The sequence below is a fragment of the Candidatus Poribacteria bacterium genome (assembly GCA_021295755.1).
Lineage (GTDB): Bacteria > Poribacteria > WGA-4E > WGA-4E > PCPOR2b > PCPOR2b.
This window is the reverse complement of record JAGWBT010000003.1, coordinates 70774-91342: the sequence shown is the minus strand read 5'-3', so window position 1 is coordinate 91342 and position 20569 is coordinate 70774. Positions and strand designations below refer to the sequence as shown.

Sequence of the window (20569 nt, the reverse complement as noted above, 5' to 3'; positions counted from 1 at the left end):
GTTAATTTTCACCGTTTTACTTTGGTCCAATCATCTGGCTAGGAATAACCACTCGATCAAACTCTTCCTCGCTCAGCAGATTCAATTCGACCACAGTCTGCCGTAGCGTTTTACCTTCCTGATGGGCAGTTTTGGCAACCAGTGCTGCATTGTCATAGCCAATGTAGGGGTTAAGTGCTGTAACGAGCATCAATGAGTCGTTCAGGTATTCCTGGATTTTTTCTCGATTTGGCTCAATGCCGACGACACAGTTTTCATTGAACGAATCACAGGCATCCGCAAGTAGGCGGATGGATTGGAGCGCATTAAAAGCGATGACGGGCATAAACACATTCAGTTCAAAATTGCCCGATGCACCTGCGATAGCAACTGTCGTGTCGCTGCCGATAACTTGGGCGCAAACCATTGTCATGGCTTCGCATTGTGTCGGGTTCACTTTCCCCGGCATAATCGAACTTCCCGGCTCGTTTTCTGGTAACAGGAGCTCGCCAATGCCGCAGCGAGGACCGCTGCCAAGCCAACGTAGGTCGTTCGCTATTTTGTTCAACGCACATGCTAGGGTTTTGATCGCACCGCTTGCCTCGACAATAGCATCTCGAGCGCCGAGAGCCTCAAATTTGTTGGGCGCAGTAACAAAGGAAAATCCGGTGCGCTTCGAGATTGCAGCGGCGGCTTTCGTTGCGTAGTCGGGATGGGTGTTCAATCCTGTGCCGACCGCCGTTCCACCGATTGGCAGTTCGTATAGGTGTGGTAGTGCGTGATCGATTGCGCGAAGCGAATTGTTTAACTGTGTAACATATCCGGAAAACGCCTGTCCCAACGTCAACGGGGTAGCGTCTTGAAGATGGGTGCGTCCGGTCTTGACAATATCCGTAAAGGCTTCGGCTTTCGCTGCAAGCGCATCGCGCAGGGCAGTCACCGAAGGAATCAGGTGATTGTGAATCCGGTCGACGACAGCGACATGAATAGCCGTTGGGAAAGCATCGTTGGTAGATTGAGATTTGTTGACGTGGTCGTTGGGGTGGACGGGTTCTTTGCTGCCGAGGACGCCACCAAGCATTTCGATGGCACGGTTTGAAATCACTTCGTTGACGTTCATGTTGGTTTGGGTGCCACTGCCGGTCTGCCAAACAACCAGCGGAAAATGGCTATCCAGATCGCCATCAATTACTTCCTGTGCGGCTTTGATGATAATTTCAGCCAGATCCGTATCTAGCGTCTCTAACTCGGCGTTAACCTCAGCGACAGATTGTTTGACAATACCGAGTGCCCAGATCATCTCACGCGGGAAACGTTCCCCGCCAATCTTAAAGTTCTGCAATGAACGCTGGGTCTGTGCTCCCCAATACCGATCTGTTGCGACCTCAATCTTCCCCATGCTGTCTGATTCAGTTCTTGTTTGCATTTACCTCTCCAAGTGACTTCTGGTGATATGGTTCTGCACGATTGTCGGCAATCCGTTGATTCAAGCGTGTGAGAAGGCTAATGAACCGCTTAGTGCTTTCCGAAGATTCTTACAACACTCACCTATCCCCCTACCTTTGCTAGTACGCTTTGGGCTGATACTATGTGTTTGCTGAGGCCCAACTCTTTTGGTGGCAAGCCAAGCGCCAAGCCGATCATTTGCGGCAGATGGAACACCGGCATATCAAGTTGACGTTTAACTACCTGACTGACGCCGGGCTGCAGGAGATCAAGGTTCATGTGGCAGAGCGGACAAGGCGTTACCATGCAATCCGCTCCCTTATCTTTCGCCTCGCCAATATGCTTCCCAGCCATTTTGTATGACGCTTCTTCGTTCTCAAGTCCGATCGGGAAACCGCAACAGCGTGTTTTGCCGTAGTAGTCCACTGGAGTCCCACCCAACGCTTCAATCACGCGTTCCATCGAAGTGGGATTGTCGGGGTCGTCAATCCCCATGATGCTGGCAGGACGCAGAATGTAGCAGCCGTAAAACGGCGCGACCCGCAAGTCGGTCAACGGTTTTTTGACCATGCCGCGTAGATTATCCAGACCGAGTTCTTTGATAAGGACATAGAGAAGGTGGGTGACATCTACACCCCCATGATACTCGTGACCACCTGACTTAAGCACCGCGTTGACCTCTGCCCGGTACCCCTCGTCCTCGGACAGTTTCTGATTGCTTTTGCGTAAACAACCGATGCAGGTCGAACAGACCGTCATCAGCGGTAGGTCCAGCTCCTCCGCGAGCGCAAGGGTCTTGGCGTTGTATGTGTCGGCAAGGACCGGATTCTGCGCTTGAAGCACACCTGCGCCGGTACAAGGGGCACCGGTCAATTCGACCAACTCAATACCAATTAAGGGCGCAATCCTTTTGGTGGCTTGGTTCAGTTCTGGACAGTTTCCCTTGGCAACACAGCCAGGGAAGTAGGCAACTCTCATTATATCCTCCGGTATCAATTATAATTTAGAACGTGAGACGTAAAAGGTATTCTCAGAATTCGAGGATCACTTTCTCATCGTGATTTTCCTTCAGTCCGCTATTTCTTTTTTCCTGCTTCCAATTCTTCATGAATGCGCCGGACATCCTGGACCTCTGTCACTGAAGGGTGCGAACCGGGCAACAGGGGTTTGATTTTCCCTTTCAGGGTTGCTTTGATCGCAATACCTGCGTTCTTAACGGCCCAGCCCCAACCGGCAGCCTTTATCGGTAGCATACGCTCATCGAGGACGCCGGTATGTGCTACGCTTTCGGTGAAGTGAAGCACATGTTTCGCGCCTATGTTGTCGGTCAACCCTTCCTCAATTGCCTGCTCGCGCAGCTTGATAATTTGGTCCATTGGTGCGACATCCTTCGGACAGACCTCCACGCATTCCAGACACCGCGTGCAATCCCAGATACCGCCCTCTTCACTCAGATCCGTCAACCACTCTGTGGTTTTACCGTGGCGAGGATCGCCGACCACGCGGTACGCCTTCGCCAGCGCCGCCGGGGCTAAGAAGTTTGAATCCTCCTCCAGCACTGTGCAATCGCTCACACACGCGCCGCACATGATGCAGTTCATCGGTTGTTGCAGTTCGACCATCTTCTCGTGTGGGACCTGATACTCACGTTCTGGCGGTTCCCCTGCTGTCTCAATCCACGGTTTCACCTGTTTCAATTTATCCCAGAAGATATCCATTTCAGTAACAAGGTCTTTAATCACCTTCATGTTGCCCATCGGCTCAACACAAATTTCCTCACCGTCAGGTGCAAGCGTTGAGACTTTGGTCTTGCAGCCCAACTTCGCGTGTCCATTGACCCGAAAGGCACATGAACCGCAAACCGCGCTGCGACATGAACAGCGCATTGCCAGTGTGCCGTCGATATCTTCGCGGACTTTGATGAGCGCATCCAGCACGGTTGCAAAATCGGGCAACTCTTTTACTTCATAGGTATCATAATGCGGTTCCTGGGCTGTCTGCGGGTCGTAACGGTATACTTTCAAATTGGCTTCTATCATTCTTTATCTCCTGTACGTCGTGAGTAATGTGTCTAAACGTCTATTGACTTTTTACTCTCTAAGCTTTATATATTACACCTTAGTACTGGCGTGCCTCTGGCTGCCATTTTGTAATCGTTACCGGCAGATAGGTAACTACAGGTCCATCAGGGGTATGGTAGACAGCCACATGCTTAAGCCAGTTCTCATCGTCCCGTTCAGGATAATCGGTGCGGGTGTGGGCACCGCGGCTCTCTTTGCGCGCAAGGGCACTAGCGATAATCGTTTCAGCACAATCGAACATGAAGTCCAGCTCTAAAACAGCTAGCAAATCGGTATTGAACACTCTACCCTTGTCGTGAACAGAAACTTCTGGAAAACGTTCACGGACAGCGTGGATTCTGCGCTGTGCTTCAAGCAAACCGGCTTCTTCGCGAAACACACCAGTGAAGGTATGCATAATCTCGCCCATTTCCAGTCGCAGAGCGGGGGCACGCTCGTTCGTCGAGCGGGCAAAGAGGTCACTAATTTTCTGCTCCTCCACCCCAGTGACCGCTTCGGAGATATTGGGGGAGTTAATGCTGCTGGCATATTCCGCTGCATGTACCCCCGCTTTCCGGCCAAATGTAACACAGTCCAGCAGGCTGTTGCCTCCGAGTCGATTTGCTCCATGTGCTGAGACACAGGCAGCCTCACCGGCCGAGTACAAGCCGGGCAGTGGTTCTGACCCATCGCCGTTATGTCGATAGCAGCGCCCATCTATATCGGTCTTAATGCCACCCATCATATAATGCATCCCTGGTCGAATCGGTAGGGGCTGCTGCGTAATGTCCACCCCAGCATAATCAATTGCGAGTTCAGAAATTTGATGAAAAGCTTCTAAAATACGGTCTTTGATGTGTCGGCAATCGAGCAACACGCAGCCATCAATCCCACGTCCTTCTTGGATTTCGATTGTTTCAGCGCGAGAGACCACATCGCGCGAGGCTTTTTCCTCCAATGTTGTTGCGCCGTAGCGTTCCTCCTGCATAAACCGTTCGCCCTCGGAGTTCAGCAGATACGCGCCTTCGCCGCGCGCGCCCTCCGTGATGAGAAAGCCGTTGGCAGGAAGTGTAGTCGGATGATATTGTACCATCTCCATGTCCATAAGCAGGGCACCAACACGGTAGGCTAAAGACAACCCATCGCCCGTCACAATAAGCCCATTGGTACTTGGCTCGTAGACCCGTCCACAACCGCCGGTGCAGATAATGACCGCTTTCGCCTTAAAGACTTCTAACTTGCCACTCGTTATATCCATCGCCACGGCACCACAGCATGCGCCTTCTTCCATGAGCAGCGTCGTCACGAACCATTCATCGTAGGATTTGACATTCATCCTGAGCAGGCGCTCATACATGACGTGCAAAATGGTCTGCCCGGTCATATCACCGACATGGCACGTACGGCTCTTGTCAGTTCCGCCGAAGCCACGCATGTGGATGTTTCCCTCTTCGTTGCGGTCAAAAATAACGCCCCAATGTTCAAGAGCGAAGACATCCTGAATACCGTCGCGGCAAAGGATTTCGATGGCATCTTGGTCGCCTAAGAAGTCGCTGCCCTTGACGGTCTCATAAGCGTGAACCTCCCACGAGTCTTCAATCCCTAGCGCTGCGTTAATACCACCTTGTGCAGCAGCCGAGTGGGAGCGGGTTGGGTAAACCTTGGACACCATTGCCACGCTCGCACCGGCCTCTCCCGCATGCAGGGCAGCACTCATCCCCGCCAAACCGCCGCCAATAACGAGCACATCGTATTCAATCATAAACCTTTCCTGTATCCTTTCTTTACTTAGGAACGCATTTTAAGCCAGCGTTAATGGGTGCCTAGAGGCACAAGTATGTAGCAGGCTCAATCTGGAAACCACAACGGATTTTACCTGAGCAGGGTTTGCATATCCTGGCGAAGTTGTTGGAGATGTGCCTTGCTCCGACTATCGTAGTAGCCACGTACCTGCTGGTTTCGATCAACGAGCACAAACCGGGTACTGTGAAGGATTTCGCTTCCACGATGACCGGCTGCTAAGCTAAAACCATCTTGAGCCAGTTGATAGATAGCTTCTTTCTGTCCGGTCAAGAACGACCAACGATCGCTGTCTGCCCCATAGTAATCTGCATAACGAAAGAGAGCTTCAGGGGTATCCTGTTCTGGATCTACGGAGAAAGAGACGAAATGGAGGTCCCCCGCGGCAAATTCGTCTTGAAGACGTGCCATTTCAATCGTCATTGGCGGACAGATTGTCCCACAACTGGTAAAGATGAAATCGGCGACCCAAACTTTATCCTGGAGATCGGACAACGCAAAGGAAGCACCAAGCTGATCAGTCAAGGAAAAGTCCGGCAGTTGTCCATGAGCCGCGAGTTCTGACAACGAAGTTGCCGACTCAGAAGTTGTGCTGGACTTTTGATGAACGAAGGTCCAGAAATTGGCACCCAAGATGCCAACAATCACGAGGGCTAACACACCCCAGAGAAGTCCGCGCAGCATACGGTCACTGGGTCTAGCGTCCTGTTCTGAAGATTTGACTTCGGCTTCCATAGACATAAGGCATAAACCCTAATACGTGCAACATAAAAAATCTCACGTTTCACGCGTTACTTTTTACATTAGCGAGATGTATCAACGACCTGAGATTCCGCTTTAGCTCCCTCATGGCGAGCATCGTCCATCAGATCCGGAAGCAGCATAAACACGAGAAAAACACAGATAATAAATGGTGTCAGCGCAATGATCATCAAGGTTCTTTTCTCAAATTTCAGGTGCATGAAATAGAGCGCGACATAAACCGCTTTAGAACATGCCATACCAATTAGCAGGAGTGCAGTCGCAGTCTGCCCCAAAACCGCCTTCAAAAAAGGCATGGCGACAGCGACTTCAAGGATTGTGAGTGCGAAAAGAATCCAAAATATTCTCATGTATTTCGGATGTTCTTTATGAGCGTGTTCCATCTTGATTCTCCATTCGGTGATTACAGTAGATAGACAAAAGTAAAGACCATGATCCAGATTAGGTCAACGAAGTGCCAATATAGCCCCAAAATCTCAACTTTGTGGTTATATTCGGCTGTGTATGTTCCTCGCAGCCCCTTAATCAAGATAACGATAAGGTAGATGACCCCGCCGGTGACGTGGGCACCGTGGAAACCTGTAATAGTGTAGAAAGTTGGACCAAAAAGCACCGAGCCGGAAATCTCAGCACCAGTCAACCCGTGATGAGGAATTGTGGTGAGGGTGAGACCGTGCTTGATTAGTGCTGTCCATTCATACGCTTGCAGCCCTAGGAAGATTAGTCCACCCAGAATCGTCAAGCCGAGAAAGGTACACATCCTCGATTGGTTACCGTTCTGGATAGCTTCAAGGGCTTTGACCATCGTAACACTACTGCAGATTAACAGAAAGGTCATGCCCGCTGTGAGGTTAATGCCGAGTATTTCGGCTGGGGGTGCCCATTCCGCTGCACCGGCGCGCACGGCACCGTAGGCAGCGAGCAACGCACCAAAGGACATCGCATCGCTAATAAGAAAGAGCCACATCCCCAGCTTGCCCAGACTATCGGGCGTGAGGGATGGTTCGTAGACATCTGCGGAATGATCGAGTGTTGTAGTTTCTTCCAATTTTCACACTCCTTTCACATTTGAAGGTGGTTTACGATTACCGGCCCGATGTGTGCGGTAGTATACATAGAACACGCCACCGCCAATTAGGCCGGAAACAATATAGGGCATTGCCATAAGGAATAGAATACTCCACTTAAAGCCCTGAACAATTGGGTCATCAATCGTCTTACATGAGGGACAGGCTTCCACAACTGTTGGTATCAGCAACGCAAGAACCATAATCCCTACTATGAGTGAAAAATATCGACGAATCATAAGAAATCTCCTTACTCGCGAAATGAAGATAACGACTTATACGAATTTGCATACTGTAAAATCAGTTTTGACGCCGTACCGTTTCCAACAATCCCGACCTGCATTGGAAAAACTTGTCAGACACACCGACGTGATAGGTACCCCTTCATCTAATTCTCGCGTAATAAAGGAATGAAACCTGCTTGCCTGAAATGTTCATCATAGGCAAGTGCTTCTGTAATACGCCGTTGTTGCATAATGAGGAATGATGCACAGTCGATGAGCCCCCATGTTTTATCTTGCCGCTGAGCATACATAGTCAATGCCGCTTCAAACTGTTCATCAGACAAAGGGACAACTTCAACGTTCGGATATTGTTGAAGACTTCTCGCGACTTCTACTGCCCGTTGCCGAAATATCCGACCCAGTGAGGCATAGTAATTGAGGAATTCCATTAACACCAACTGACTGGTAACAATGGATCGATTCTCTATAGTTTGAGACACAGCAGTTGCTATGTCATGCAACCGATCGCGAGGATTGAACAGCGCAATCCAATATCCCGCATCAGCAAATACGGCATTCATGCGTTCCTTTTGGGTTCCCCGTAAAGATAATGCTTGAAATTAATTGAAGCATCATCGGGGACTTTTTCCCACGTTGCCAAGGGAATCTGTGACCCAATATCAGCAACAACTTTCCAAATCGGTTTTTGCGACTGACATTGCACAACGGTTTCTTCATTTATCGAATCAAGAGCTTTTTTCTTTTTTGATTGGTGCCTTTTTTTGGGTATGGCTGTCATTTCTGAATCTCCAGGGAGCTAGAGAGGTCCTGCTCTCCGCTAAACTCCATTTAGATTAAGTATACAAGAATATAAAGAAGGGGCCATAACACGACAACAAACGCCCAGTAAATTGCACAAACTTCAACTCCAACGTATTGATTCGCAGAAAACCGGCCGGCTATTGCCCGAGCGAAAACCGCTAACAGCCAGAAAACTGCTATCAGAACATGCAAAGCATGACAACCGATGAGGACATAGAAGACTGAGCCGTATACCCCCGATGAAAGTGTAAAACCGTGATGCACTAAACGGACCCATTCAGAGCCTTGCACCACAAGGAAAATTACACCAAGAAGTCCCGTCGCGAACAGCCAGTTTCTGAGTTCTTTCTGACGATCCTGCCGAATGGCTCGTAGCCCCTGAAACATTGTATAGCCGCTCAAGAGCAGGACGATTGTATTCAGTCCAGTCACACCAATGGGCAAACGAACATCAGCCTGCGATGGGGGGGGCCAAGTGACACTCCCCAAACGGAATACAAGGAATGTCCCGATCAACCCTGCGAAAAACATGATTTCGGCTCCTAGGAGTACCAACACAGCTAACCGTGCATTGCTGATTGGTCGGTTTTCCTCTTCCGCACGTTCGTATGATGTGTGTTCTAGTTCATTCATCGTCGGTAAAAAAATGAAACGTAAAAAAGGTGGAAAATCTTTATTGCGATACAATCGAGGCTAGAAAACCTCGATCACAATACATTAGTTTTTGACGATTGCGAGAATCGTTGCACAAATAAATAGGATGATAAATATCGCGAATAAGAACCAACCGATCCGTCGGTTTTGACCCTGTTTTTCGTTAGCACTCATTTAAATTTGATACCCCCATGCCATTATACCAATCTGTCGAGTGCCATGACCAGAAACACAAGCGGCAGATACATCAATGAGGCGTACAGCAATCGTTTTGCTGCTACGGTCGATCGAGAAATAGATAGGTTGATGCCAAATCCAAGAAAGATGATGCTCAACGTAAGCGCGGCGAAAAAATAAATGATACCAGCAATACCTATTAACGTAGGCAGTAGCGCTACAACGAGAAGTCCAAGACAGTTGATGACAATCTGTCTGTTCGTGCTCTTGCCGTCAGGATGGATAACCGGCAACAAACGGAATCCAGCTTGGGCGTACTCTTCACGATAGATAAACGCGATTGACAGCGAGTGTGGTAGTTGCCAAAGGAACAGAATTGCAAAAAGCACCCACGCTTCGATATTGAGTGTCCCTCGCGCTGCAACCCAACCGATAACAGGTGGTAACGCCCCCGGAAACGCACCTGCAACAGTACAGAGCGATGTTTTCTGCTTCAGTGGGGTATAGACAAACAGATACGTCACAACGATAGCAGAGATGACCAATGCGCCTAGGGCGTTCACGGAAAATGCCATATAGAGCAAACCGCTGACGGTCAATAAAACCCCAAAAAACAGGGCTGTCGTCGGTTGAAGACGTTGATCCGGCAGCGGGCGGTGGCACGTTCTCACCATCTGGGCGTCCAGATCACGTTCAAGGTACTGATTGAGCGCTAATACGCCCGCTGCTGATAACCCCGTGCCGACGATGGTGTGAATTAGTTGCAACCAATTAAGCGGTTGCGAGGAGGCAATATAAAAGCCGGCTGATGTTGTAATCAGTATCATCGAAACGAGCCGTGGCTTTGTCAGTTCAACAAGAGCCGACATTCGACGACTCATTTGGGATAGGTCAACCCCTAGCGTCTCTGTTGTTGATATCATGCAGACACCTCATCGGAAACGATACTTCGACTTGCAACAGGTTCTGATCTACTTGTGAATCGAAAAACGTCCAGTGTTAGTACGACAGAAACAACCAACATTAAAGCACCAATGGCAGCATGGGCCGTTGTGATTATTACACCGGCAACAGGAGGCACGCCTTCGCCAAAAGCGGTGAACTCGGCGAGGTATGCCCCGATACCCAAAGTCAATTGTACGGCAAGCAGACCACTCAACAGCAAAATAAGACGAACAAGGGCTGGATTTTCCGGATAATTTTTCGAGATTCGTCTCAAAAGGAGAAATATGTGAATTGTTACTAGGCCCGCGAAAAGCAGGTGGGCATCCAGTCGATTCCCTGTATGCCTCAACACGGCACCAAAGATGAATTGGATATAGATAAGTCCCAATGTGATGAGACTCAAATTTTTCAGGCGCGCAGCATCTGTAATCTCAATTTTCGCCGACATTTGCAACCAACTGAGCGAAGTAAACAACGCAAGACTTGCAGTCAACGCAAAAAACGCTTGGGCAAAACAGGCGTGTATGATAGCCAGAACCCTACTGAGATTCGTAACACGGAGGCCACCCATCACCCCCTGAGCAATAACTGCAACGAGGGCGATAACGCCGAGCCATTTCATCCATTTCCGCCTATCTTTCGCCCAGATTGATACCATCAATGCAATCGTCAGAAAACCAACGATAGAACCAATCAACCGATGGCTATGTTCGTACAGCACGCCATGAACATATACATCAAGCCGCTCGCCCGATTTAATCAGCGTATAGGTTCGTTCATTCTTTCGATCTGCGAGTCTCCACTTACTGCCCTGCTCTTCGGTTGAAATTATAACATTTTCTGATACGGAAATCTCGTTTTTTTCAAGTGCCTTCCGTAGCCCCACGGACAGATTGCCCGTATCCAAATCAGCTTGGAGATTTGGATCAACGCTGAACAGGAATCCGCTGACCGTTTTAGAGAGCGGATAGAGAAACATGTTGTATCCGAATGTTGTGGGCCAATCGGGGACAGCCATCCCTGAATTCGTGCTAGTTACAAGCCCACCCATGCAGATCAGGATGAAAGTCGTTACAGCGGTAAGTACAGCAAGTCTATGAAGCCATGGACGATACATTGAGCCAGTAACAACCTCCTTGGCTTAGATAGGACGCAGATAAACACAGATTTGGGGATCTCTTTTAGACCGATGGTTTTGGAAGCCATCGCACAGATACTTTGGCTTTCCATGCAAGAAAATAGAATGAGTTGTTAGTGGTAAAATCTTAACGCAGAGAGCGCAGAGAAAAAGTATTTGCTCTGCGTTCTCTACGTCCTATATTATCTTAATCCGCACTAGCTCCGGCAGGGACGGGTTCACCGTGCACTGATTCGCCGTTCGGCTCCGTCTGCGGCGTCCAGTCCGTTTCAGCACCGGGAACGCTGTACTCATAGGGTCCGTGATACACCTGCGGAATCGCTCCGAAGTTGCCGTGAGGGACAGGCGTTGGTGCATGCCACTCGAGAGTATTTGCTTGCCACGGATTCTGTTCAGCGACTTTCCCGCGGAAGATACTCCAGAATACGTTGACTAGCAGCAGAATTTGAGCCACACCTAAAATAAATGCACTGATCGTAATAAACACATTTATCCCTTGCATATGTTGTAAGAATTCATACTGCGTCGGGTTGGCGATGCGTCGCATGTGTCCACCAACACCGAGGATGTGCATCGGGAAAAAGACACCGTTAAAGGCGAGGAAGGTGATCCAGAAATGAATCTTGCCAAGCGTCGCATTCATGTGTCGCCCGAACATCTTAGGGAACCAGTAAAAGATGCCGCCAAAGATAGCGAAGACGCTTCCACCGAAGACAACGTAATGGATATGCGCCACAATGTAGTATGTATCGTGGATGTAGATATCGACTGGCGAGTTCGCCATGTAGATACCGCTAAGACCACCGATAACAAACATCGAGACAAAAGCCAACGTGTTTAACATTGGCACCGTGAATCGGATTGATGCACGGTGAAGGGTGCCGATCCAGTTAAAGGTTTTGATTGCCGAAGGGACAGCGATTAACATGGTTGTGGTCATGAAACTCGCTCCGAGCGCAGGGTTCATCCCACTCTGGAACATGTGGTGTCCCCACACAATCCAACTGAGAAAGGCGATCGATATCATGGCAAAAACCATTGATTTATAGCCGAAGATGGGCTTTCTGGCAAAGACAGGAAGCATCTCTGATGCCATGCCCATGCCGGGCAGAATGAGGATATAAACCTCTGGATGCGCGAAGAACCAGAAGAGGTGTTGCCACAGCAACGAGTCGCCACCACCTTCCGCCAAAAAGAAGGACGTTCCCGCCATTCGGTCAAAGAGGATTAGTGCGAGCGCAGAAGCGACCACAGGGAATGCAAGCAGTAGAAGAATAGCGACGATAAAGAGCGCCCAAATCGCAAGTGGGAGACGGAACCAGGTCATCCCCGGTGCTCGCATATTGATAATCGTGGTGATATAGTTGATGGACCCCATCAGTGAGGAGATACCCATGACGATAAGGCTGATGCACCAGAGATTCTGTCCCCAATCTACACCGCTAAGCTCAGGGACTGAAGAGAGCGGTGCGTATCCAGTCCAGCCCGCAGCAGCGTGCCCACCGGGGACGAAGAACCCAGCCATCATGATAACCCCTCCCAGCATGTTGAACCAGAAAGATAGCATATTCAGGACAGGAAAAGCCATATCTCTGGTCCCGATCATCAATGGTATGAGGAAATTACCAAACGCGCCAACAAGTAGCGGCACAACCACAAAGAAAACCATGATAGTCGCATGCATTGTAAACAGCGAATTATAAAATGCTGGGTCTATTACGCCGGCCGGCATGTTCGTCTCTATCCATGTTTCTTTGTCATCATCGAACCGTTCCTCCCATTTACGGTCTGCAGCGGTTGTGACTTCGCCCTCTTCCTGATATGCTTTGGAGACTCCAATGATGGGAAGGGGCCTGTCGGGCCATGCGAGTTGCCAACGGAAAAGCAGTGCTAGCCCGCCCCCAACCATGAACATAACCAGACCAAAGATCAGGAACTGCTTGCCAATCATTTTATGATCGAGCGAAAAGAGGTATTTACGAACAAAACTCTCTTCATGATGATGATCATGAGATTCATGTGCGTGATCATTCATTCTATATTGACTCCTTTCTTTTCATTATTCTCCCCACCGTTCATTTGTCCACGCTGCGTAGTCCTCAGCCGTGTGGACGGTAAGGTATCCAAGCATCCCGGAGTGTCCAAATACGTACCCGGTTTCGTCGCTTCAAACCACATGTTTATAAACCTTCCAGGAAGGGCATCCTGCTTGAGCCGGAGTTGAGGGACAAAGAAGCTATGAATAACATCAATAGATGTGAGCCTGATATGCACAATCTCGTTAACCGGGACATGCAGCTGGTTCTCAAGTACTAAGTCATCGTCAGTGCCCCATTCGCCATCAGGTCCTGGATAAGTCATATCCCAGTTAAATTGTTTCCCACTCACTTGAACGACAGCGCCGGGGTCGCCGGGAAATTGGGAAGGGAATTTAATCTTGTTCCATTGGGGCAGACTCAACATTGCAAGTCCAAACACAATGACGGTGGTCGCAGCAGTCCATACGATTTCAAGGGTTGTGCTACCTTCAATGTACTCCACTTAATGATGAAGACAATGAGTACCGCCATAACAGCCAAAAATACAATTGAGGTAATCCAGTAGATTAGGATAAAGAGGTCATCGACCCCTTTTCCAAAAGTTGAGACATTCTCTGGAAGCCATGCAGGAAAATTCAGCCAATTCATTAAAAGCTCCTTTCGAGGCTGCTGAATTTGTAAGTCAATCTCTTTTACGCTACATTCGGACGACGGTATGCCGTTCGAGCAGCACCAAAGTATGTAATAACGCAGAACGCGCCGGTAACAAGTAGCGATAACGCGAGTTGAGGAATTCCCTCAGAAATTATGGGTGCGTTAAAGTATAGACAACGACGTAAGGCTGCAACGCCGTAGGTAAGCGGATTTAATTTCATTACCCACTCAAGGAGTATCGGCACCCCAGATACGGGGAAGAAAGCACCGGAGAGCAGCCAAATTGGGATTAGAATAAGATTCATAATCGCATGAAAACCTTGTGTAGAATCCATTCGCCACGCGATCATTAATCCTAAGTTCGTCAAGCCAAAGGACAAGGTCAACATCACACCGAGTGCTGCGAGCACGGAGAAGAAGCTTAGCGGCACTCCAACTATCGGTGCGAGAAACAGAAAAAGACCACCCTGCAAGAGTGCTAACGTTGTGCCGCCAAGTGCTTGTCCCAGCACGATAACCCATCTTGAAACCGGGGCAACAAGCACACCTTGAAGAAAACCTTCTCGACGGTCTTGGACAACCGAAATTGTTGCAAAAATTGCTGTAAACAGTAGTGTAAGCGTGATGATACCGGGGTAAAAATATTCGATGTAGCTCGTTCCTTCGGGAACGCCGGGCGGCTTAAATGAAGCGTTCAGCCCACCACCCAAAAGCAGCCAAAAGATTAACGGTTGCGCAACCGCGCTCAATAGACGGCTCCGTTGGCGTAGAAATCGAATGATCTCACGCCACCAAATCGTCGCCACAGGGAGTAAGAATCTTGATATTGGCACAGTTCAGTTTAGTGCGTTTCAGTGTGGCTGCTTTTCAATTCTACTGAATTTTGACTGGAACCGTTTTCCTCAAAGCGACGTCCTGTCAGTTTGATAAACACATCTTCCAATGTGGGCTTTCCAAAGCGCGCGGATCGGATTTCGCTCGGAAACGCAGCGACTACATCTCGAACAAATTCATGTCCGTTGTGGCATTCGATTCGTAACAGCCCCTCAATCAATGTTGCCGTACGCCCAAATCGTTGGCTTACTTTCGGCGCTAGTTCTTCAGGCGCTGGAGAATCAACGATGACAACATCTCCACCAACATGATCTTTCAGTTCGTCCGGTGTTCCGATGGCAACCAATTCCCCCGCGTTGAGAATCCCCACGCGGTCACACGCTTCGGCGTCATCCAAAATGTGGGTTGTCAGGATAACGGTTGTTTCTTGCAAACTCGCCAAATATTCTCTGAAACTTCTGCGTGCCCCGGGATCGAGTCCGGTGCTCGGCTCGTCCAGTAGCAGAAGCTTCGGCTTGTGAAGGGTCGCCTTTGCCAACTCCGCACGCCTTCTTAGTCCACCCGATAGTGTTTCCACGCCCTCATGAGCGCGATCGGTCAATTCAAATTGGTTGAGCGCCTCTTGGATTCGCTGCTTCAGCGTTTTACCCCGCAGCCCGTACAGGTGACCGTGATGCCGGAGATTCTCCGTGACTGTGAGTTTTAGATCCAAACTCGGATGCTGAAAAACCACACCCAGATACTGCCTGACGCTTTGCGATTCTCTGGCAAGCTCATGACCAAGAATATTGACCGCAGCTTGATTAACCGGAATCAGGGTAGAAAGTATCTTAAAGAGTGTGGTTTTACCGCTGCCGTTTGGGCCAAGAAACCCGAAGACTTCGCCTTGTGAGATGCTAAAGGTTACATCTACAAGTGCCCGCCGAGCCCCATAAGCGTACGAGAGATTCTCGACTTTGATAGGGAACATCTTCCCTCATTTGCTCATTTTAGCGCGAGTGTAAAGTCTTGTGCAACTGTTCCCCCAGCTTCAACAGTAACCGAAACGGGTGCGTCTTTATTTGAACCACAGGCTTCTTGCCAATAGCCTAACTTGTAGGTTCCCGGCGGAACATTTTCAAGGGTGTACTGCCCGTTCTCGTCGGTGACCGTAAAATACGGATGGGGAATGTATGCAATCCAAGCCTTCATCCAGCCGTGCACATCGCATTTAACTGGTACGGGCCCTTCGGCTTTCTTTATGGCCTTAACGTTCATCTTCCGTCTAGTTCCGGGCTGCGATTTATTAAATGCGGGATTCACCGAACTAAAGATATGAACGTTATGGTTGATCCTGTCAGGATTGATCATGGTCAGCCGTTTTCCAACCGGCAGGAGGCGCACATGTGGCTTAAAGTGGCAGCCTTTCTGATCGATTTCGTATTTGGCATCGCTTGGAAAATCGGCTCCTGATGAGATGTCCATCAGATAGACGATGGTGTTCTGCAAACCATTTCCTTCGCCAAGAACAATCGACTCATCATGCTTGTCGGTTTTACCACAAACTTGTGTGTCTTTGGTAATTTCGAGTTTTTTCATCTCGGGCGCGGCGCCATCAAATTTTACCATTCCGCTGATAGTGCCACCATTAGAGACACTCATTGCTTTATAGGAAGCCGGGAAGACTAGCGACTCGACCTCTTCGTCCCCACCGGCAGCGATGGCAGTGGTAACGTAAACACATGCAATGAGCAGGGTTAGGATTGTAACAACTTTGGTTTTCATGATTGAACTCCTTTTGAAATTATTGTTTGAACAGGTTATAAGTGAGAGGCAATTATGTTTGACTGCTTCAAATACAGTCAAGATATTTGAACCTTCTCGCAATAAGAGTTATGGTCTACCCTCATACGTTGCGGTTAAACTTCTTCTGTATTCTGTCGTCTCCTGACACTACTTCTCAAGCCGAAAAGGAGGCCAACGGAGATAAGGGCAACCAGCGGCGGATAGACAAATCGCTTGTTCGATGGAACGGGATCAAGGACGAATGTGTACCACGTTGAAATGGCTCGCTTCGTTTTTACATCACCATTTGCGCCATCCCATGCAGAAAAAGCGATGGGTATGAATACGCCCGGTGTAAACTGCACGTCATTTCTTTTGTCATCGGTTGTGAGGGATCTTTTAACCCATAGTTGATATTGCCCATCTTCGTAAACCCCTTCAGCCTGTATTAGGCTTTGATCAGCTTGGACAGTCGCTTTATCGATCCCCTTCGCAGTCATCTCTGTCACCGTTGACGGCTCAGCGACCTTCCAACTCCAGAGATAGACGGGAAGCCGATCGCCCCAGATGAAGTAAGGTTTGGGATCCGTCGGACCTTCAGCAATCTTCACCGGAAATTGAATTGCTAGAGCATCTTCAACCGTCTCTCCGGTCTCGTCGTCTGTCTGGGGAAGGGTTTTCGTCCGATCATCCCATGTAAATAGAAACGCAATTTCATTATCGTTATAGAACGACTTTGCCATTATTGAATCGATCGAGGGGTTGAATTGTCGAGGGTCAATAACAATTTGACCGACCAGCGGAAAATAACTGGCTTCTTGAATTTCATTCCACACTTCATCGTTTATGCCCGGCAAGGCACCGGCGCGATATTGTGAGCGTAGTACTTTGTCGCCGACTGCCGCTGGTGGTCGCTCTTCGGGTCCTAGGGATTTTACATAATTTGCGAGGTGCCAGCTTTTCTCAAAAATCGGCTTCAGGGCTGTATCGAGTTTAGTCTGTTCGTCAGGTTCAAGTTCTTCGCCTTCTTCAACCTTGAGCATGATGTCTTCAAACATAAACAACTTTTCCTCAAGCGCTGCGTATTCTTCGTCTTCCGCTTCTGAAAGACCGTCGTCATCCATTTTGAGTTCTAGCTCATTCATACGAGCCGATTCCTCATCTGTCAGACCGAGTCGAAAACTTGAGATGAACGAAGGCATCGGCGAGCCAGCAATACCACCGATGAATCGTTTGAAAATATCCTCAGTTGTCGCACCGCCCCGATAATTCCACTGTTCCCATAGATTGGCGGGCCATGTGCGAAAGCCCCACTCATCGGTCAGATCTGGGGCGGACGTACCATCGCCTCTGCCAATCACTCCGTGGCAATCGACACACCCAAGAGTGGTGTAAAATTCTTTTCCTTTTGCGACACTCTCTTCAGAATATGGAACTTTGCCCGACACATCAATTAACCGCGGTGAAGCCCCTTCAAAGCCGTCGTGGAATGTTTTGATATGGGCAACGAGTTGCCACCGTTGATCCTCACTCAGCAGTTCGCTCCAAGCTGGCATTGAGGATCCCGGCATACCGTTCGATATGATGTCAAAGAGATCTTGATCGGTGGGCAGTTGAGCGCTTTCCGTCGAACGGATTTTGTAAAGCCCCCGCGTGAAATCCCTCGGTCTTGGCAACAGGTTTTCTGCTGCAGATCCATCGCCCGCTCCCTCTATACCGTGGCAGTGCGCACACTTATCATCATAGAGTGCCTTTCCTGCTTCGGAGGCTGCGGGTGCCTGTTTCCCTTGGGCAAGAGATGTAATTGGAAAAACCACTAACAACAAAATAAGACCGGCGACTGAAATCAACATTGTATTATAGGATTGCTTTTTCATTGTTTTTTCTTCCGCTCCAATCTTAATGCGCCGCTTCACCAAACGTCCGTGGTCGATACCCTGTGTATTCAGACAGGAAGAGAATCACATCCCAAATCTCCTCCTCTGTCAGGTGATCCTCCCAGACCGGCATGGCAGAATCCCACGGGGTTGCAGCTGGCGGCAGACCGGGGCCTCCCTTACTAATACGCCAGAAGAAGAAAGATTCCTGGAAGTTCGGAATAATCCCAGGGTCCTGAAAGTTTGCAGGCGGTGGGTTGAAACCGTGAGCGAAATGTCCTTCGCCATCAAGATCGTCGCCGTGGCAGTAGAAACAGTTTTGATAATAGACCCGCCGTCCGTTCTCTACATGAGCCTTAAATGCTTCCTTGTCATCTTTTTCAAGGTGCCGGAAGGGGTTTTCCACCTGTTGCGTGGGACCGATAACCTTGTCGCGGTAGGTCAGTTCATCAGGTGGCGCCGGATGGGCAGTGCGCAGCGCGGCTGGTGGATCTGCCTTTGTTGACAACCTAGAAAAACTTAAACCAAGCATAACCAAAGGAATAAGGACAAACAACACAGTACGCCTTGTCCCCCTATCCTCATCAGCCAAGGTCTCTTTGACAGGACGGAGAAATTCTCGAAACCTGTCATCTTCGACGGACACGTGAACCAGAATCGCCAATAGAATAAGCCCCAAATACATTGAGATCACGCTAGCGGGTAACGGCACAGACCATACACCACCGATGAAGAATCTTAAAAAGAGCCAAAGCACAACAAATATGATTAGGCATTTTGTGAAAAGGGATAATCTTTGCATGGCGGTTTAACTCTCCTTATTCGGCGGTTGCCTCTGCTCCCTCAGCCGCTGTCGCGTCTGTCGCACCCGTTAAGCTTGCTAGATAGGCGAGTAGATCGCTCATGTCGGAAACCGATAGCAACAACGGAAAGTTATTCGGCATCGGGGAAGTTACAACCAATCGCTTACCGAAAGCACGGCTGTAGTTCGGACCTTCGTCGATATCGAATGTATCAATGATCTGCTCCTCACCATCAACGTTTAAGATGACTTCGTCCTCATTTTCCGATACCAATTCCCCAACGATAACATTCTCATCAAAGTCAATCAATGTCGCCTGAACCTTCACGTTCGACTTAGAAACCGTTTGCGTCTCTCCACCCGCCTGAAGTATAATGTTTTCGTCGTCCTCTTCTACGAGATCGCCACTTACGGTGGCTCCCGTGTCGGCAAGCGTTACTTGAATCCAGAAGTATCCTTTCCCTGTCAGATCTGTCAACTCTTCAATCGGCTCTGGATCGAGCTCGCTCAATAGAATGGTGTGCTCTTCTTCGTTACCGGCTACGTCCTTAACACGCACACTGATCTGCTCATTATCTTGCGTAACAAGCGTTCCCTGAATTGTGGCACCGCCGGTTTTCACCGTAACGGAACCGTATCCGCTCACAATTTGAGCATTCGGTAATAGGACGGATTCCTCAATATACCGGAGACTGTTTAACCCAGCGATATCCGTCAATTCGGGTGCAGCGACAACTTCAACACCTTCGTCAAGCGTTTGACCGGTAGGTTGCTCGACACCAGCGACAGCGTGACACGCGATACACTTCGCGCCCTCTACAAAAACCTTTTTACCACGTTCTACGTCGCCTGTGAGGAGGGGTGGCAATTCCTCGGCTATGGCTTCCGCACTTCCGATATCAACGGGCGGCTCAAACTTTGTTACATCCACTTCTCCACCCTGACTCTGGAGGAAGGCAATGACGGTTTCGATTTCCAACTCAGTTAGACTGATTGGTGGTTTCCAGACGGGCGGCATAATGTTGCTGTAGCCGGGAACAAGGAATTTGTGGGGTTCATAGGTGGATTCGATGAGATACTCCTTCGCAGTCATTCCCGGTTGGCGTGTTGCAGCGCGAGTGCCAATATCCGTTAAATCGGGACAGCGACTTTTTGGCGCAGACGGATCAAGTGTATGGCAGGTGTTGCATTTTCCTTTCCCGTTAAAGATTATCTCCCCAACCTCAATAAACGCATCCGGCGTCCGGTCTACGGCGTTAGGGTCAAACGTCGCAGTCGATGTTTCTGGAACAATGCTGGCCGCAAACGCATAGAACCAGATGACCATCAACGCAAATGACATGAGTTTGACCACGCTCTGCCAGAGTATGATATTCGCCAAAGCAAAGATAAAAAACCATGCAGACCACGGCAGTAGGTTTTCCGAAGCGATCGGGAAAGCCGGCGCTTTCGCGATATAGGCGATAAAACTCACAACCATTAAAATTAGGCAGATAATTCTAATTAGTCTTCTTTGCATCGCTCT

Annotated in this window: 20 protein-coding genes; all 20 read right to left on the bottom strand. The window is 49.2% G+C overall.

Going from position 1 to position 20569, the window contains the following annotated elements; translation table 11 throughout:
* Window positions 1-16 precede the first annotated feature (16 nt).
* The 20 genes from fumC to J4G02_01060 all read right to left on the bottom strand — a co-directional run bounded on the left by fumC (window position 17) and on the right by J4G02_01060 (window position 20563).
* On the bottom strand, window positions 17-1405 hold the full coding sequence (gene fumC / locus J4G02_01155) for a class II fumarate hydratase (GenBank protein MCE2393203.1): 1389 nt from the start codon (window positions 1403-1405) through the stop codon (window positions 17-19).
* A gap of 122 nt (window positions 1406-1527) precedes the next feature.
* Window positions 1528-2403, bottom strand: coding sequence for a CoB--CoM heterodisulfide reductase iron-sulfur subunit B family protein (locus J4G02_01150; GenBank protein MCE2393202.1), 876 nt, complete (start codon window positions 2401-2403; stop codon window positions 1528-1530).
* 98 nt (window positions 2404-2501) lie between these two features.
* Window positions 2502-3464, bottom strand: a complete 963-nt coding sequence (locus J4G02_01145) for a succinate dehydrogenase/fumarate reductase iron-sulfur subunit (GenBank protein MCE2393201.1) — start codon at window positions 3462-3464, stop codon at window positions 2502-2504.
* Window positions 3465-3543: 79 nt separating this feature from the next.
* Window positions 3544-5247 (bottom strand): FAD-binding protein, encoded by a 1704-nt coding sequence (locus tag J4G02_01140; GenBank protein ID MCE2393200.1) that lies wholly within the window; start codon window positions 5245-5247, stop codon window positions 3544-3546.
* A 110-nt stretch (window positions 5248-5357) separates the two neighbouring features.
* Window positions 5358-6026, bottom strand: a complete 669-nt coding sequence (locus J4G02_01135; GenBank protein ID MCE2393199.1) for an SCO family protein — start codon at window positions 6024-6026, stop codon at window positions 5358-5360.
* A gap of 62 nt (window positions 6027-6088) precedes the next feature.
* The gene (locus tag J4G02_01130) at window positions 6089-6430 is read right to left on the bottom strand and encodes a cytochrome C oxidase subunit IV family protein (protein ID MCE2393198.1); all 342 of its coding nucleotides are present in this window, start codon (window positions 6428-6430) and stop codon (window positions 6089-6091) included.
* Window positions 6431-6450: 20 nt separating this feature from the next.
* The gene (locus J4G02_01125) at window positions 6451-7095 is read right to left on the bottom strand and encodes a cytochrome c oxidase subunit 3 (GenBank protein MCE2393197.1); all 645 of its coding nucleotides are present in this window, start codon (window positions 7093-7095) and stop codon (window positions 6451-6453) included.
* Between the two features lie 3 nt (window positions 7096-7098).
* Window positions 7099-7353: a hypothetical protein gene (locus tag J4G02_01120; protein MCE2393196.1), complete on the bottom strand. Its 255-nt coding sequence runs from the start codon at window positions 7351-7353 to the stop codon at window positions 7099-7101.
* A gap of 149 nt (window positions 7354-7502) precedes the next feature.
* On the bottom strand, window positions 7503-7919 hold the full coding sequence (locus J4G02_01115) for a type II toxin-antitoxin system VapC family toxin (protein MCE2393195.1): 417 nt from the start codon (window positions 7917-7919) through the stop codon (window positions 7503-7505).
* Window positions 7920-8187: 268 nt separating this feature from the next.
* Entirely contained in the window at window positions 8188-8691 is a 504-nt protein-coding gene (locus J4G02_01110) for a heme-copper oxidase subunit III (protein MCE2393194.1), read from the bottom strand.
* A 320-nt stretch (window positions 8692-9011) separates the two neighbouring features.
* Window positions 9012-9914, bottom strand: coding sequence for a heme o synthase (gene cyoE / locus J4G02_01105; protein MCE2393193.1), 903 nt, complete (start codon window positions 9912-9914; stop codon window positions 9012-9014).
* Window positions 9911-11053 (bottom strand): COX15/CtaA family protein, encoded by a 1143-nt coding sequence (locus tag J4G02_01100; GenBank protein MCE2393192.1) that lies wholly within the window; start codon window positions 11051-11053, stop codon window positions 9911-9913. The genes cyoE and J4G02_01100 overlap by 4 nt, the downstream gene beginning before the upstream one ends.
* Window positions 11054-11261: 208 nt before the next feature.
* The gene (locus tag J4G02_01095; protein MCE2393191.1) at window positions 11262-13109 is read right to left on the bottom strand and encodes a cbb3-type cytochrome c oxidase subunit I; all 1848 of its coding nucleotides are present in this window, start codon (window positions 13107-13109) and stop codon (window positions 11262-11264) included.
* Entirely contained in the window at window positions 13106-13615 is a 510-nt protein-coding gene (locus tag J4G02_01090) for a cytochrome c oxidase subunit II (protein MCE2393190.1), read from the bottom strand. Before J4G02_01090 ends, J4G02_01095 begins: the two co-directional genes overlap by 4 nt.
* Window positions 13616-13805: 190 nt before the next feature.
* Complete coding sequence (locus J4G02_01085) at window positions 13806-14573, bottom strand: ABC transporter permease (GenBank protein MCE2393189.1); 768 nt, start codon at window positions 14571-14573, stop codon at window positions 13806-13808.
* Window positions 14574-14608: 35 nt separating this feature from the next.
* Entirely contained in the window at window positions 14609-15571 is a 963-nt protein-coding gene (locus J4G02_01080) for an ABC transporter ATP-binding protein (protein MCE2393188.1), read from the bottom strand.
* Window positions 15572-15585: 14 nt separating this feature from the next.
* Entirely contained in the window at window positions 15586-16365 is a 780-nt protein-coding gene (locus tag J4G02_01075; protein ID MCE2393187.1) for a hypothetical protein, read from the bottom strand.
* Window positions 16366-16499: 134 nt separating this feature from the next.
* Window positions 16500-18242 carry a c-type cytochrome gene (locus tag J4G02_01070; protein MCE2393186.1) on the bottom strand — a complete coding sequence of 581 codons (1743 nt, stop codon included), beginning with the start codon at window positions 18240-18242 and terminating at the stop codon, window positions 16500-16502.
* 22 nt (window positions 18243-18264) lie between these two features.
* A complete protein-coding gene (locus J4G02_01065) occupies window positions 18265-19044 on the bottom strand; it encodes a cytochrome c (protein MCE2393185.1) in 780 nt (259 codons plus the stop codon).
* 16 nt (window positions 19045-19060) lie between these two features.
* Window positions 19061-20563 (bottom strand): c-type cytochrome, encoded by a 1503-nt coding sequence (locus tag J4G02_01060; protein ID MCE2393184.1) that lies wholly within the window; start codon window positions 20561-20563, stop codon window positions 19061-19063.
* Window positions 20564-20569: the final 6 nt, after the last annotated feature.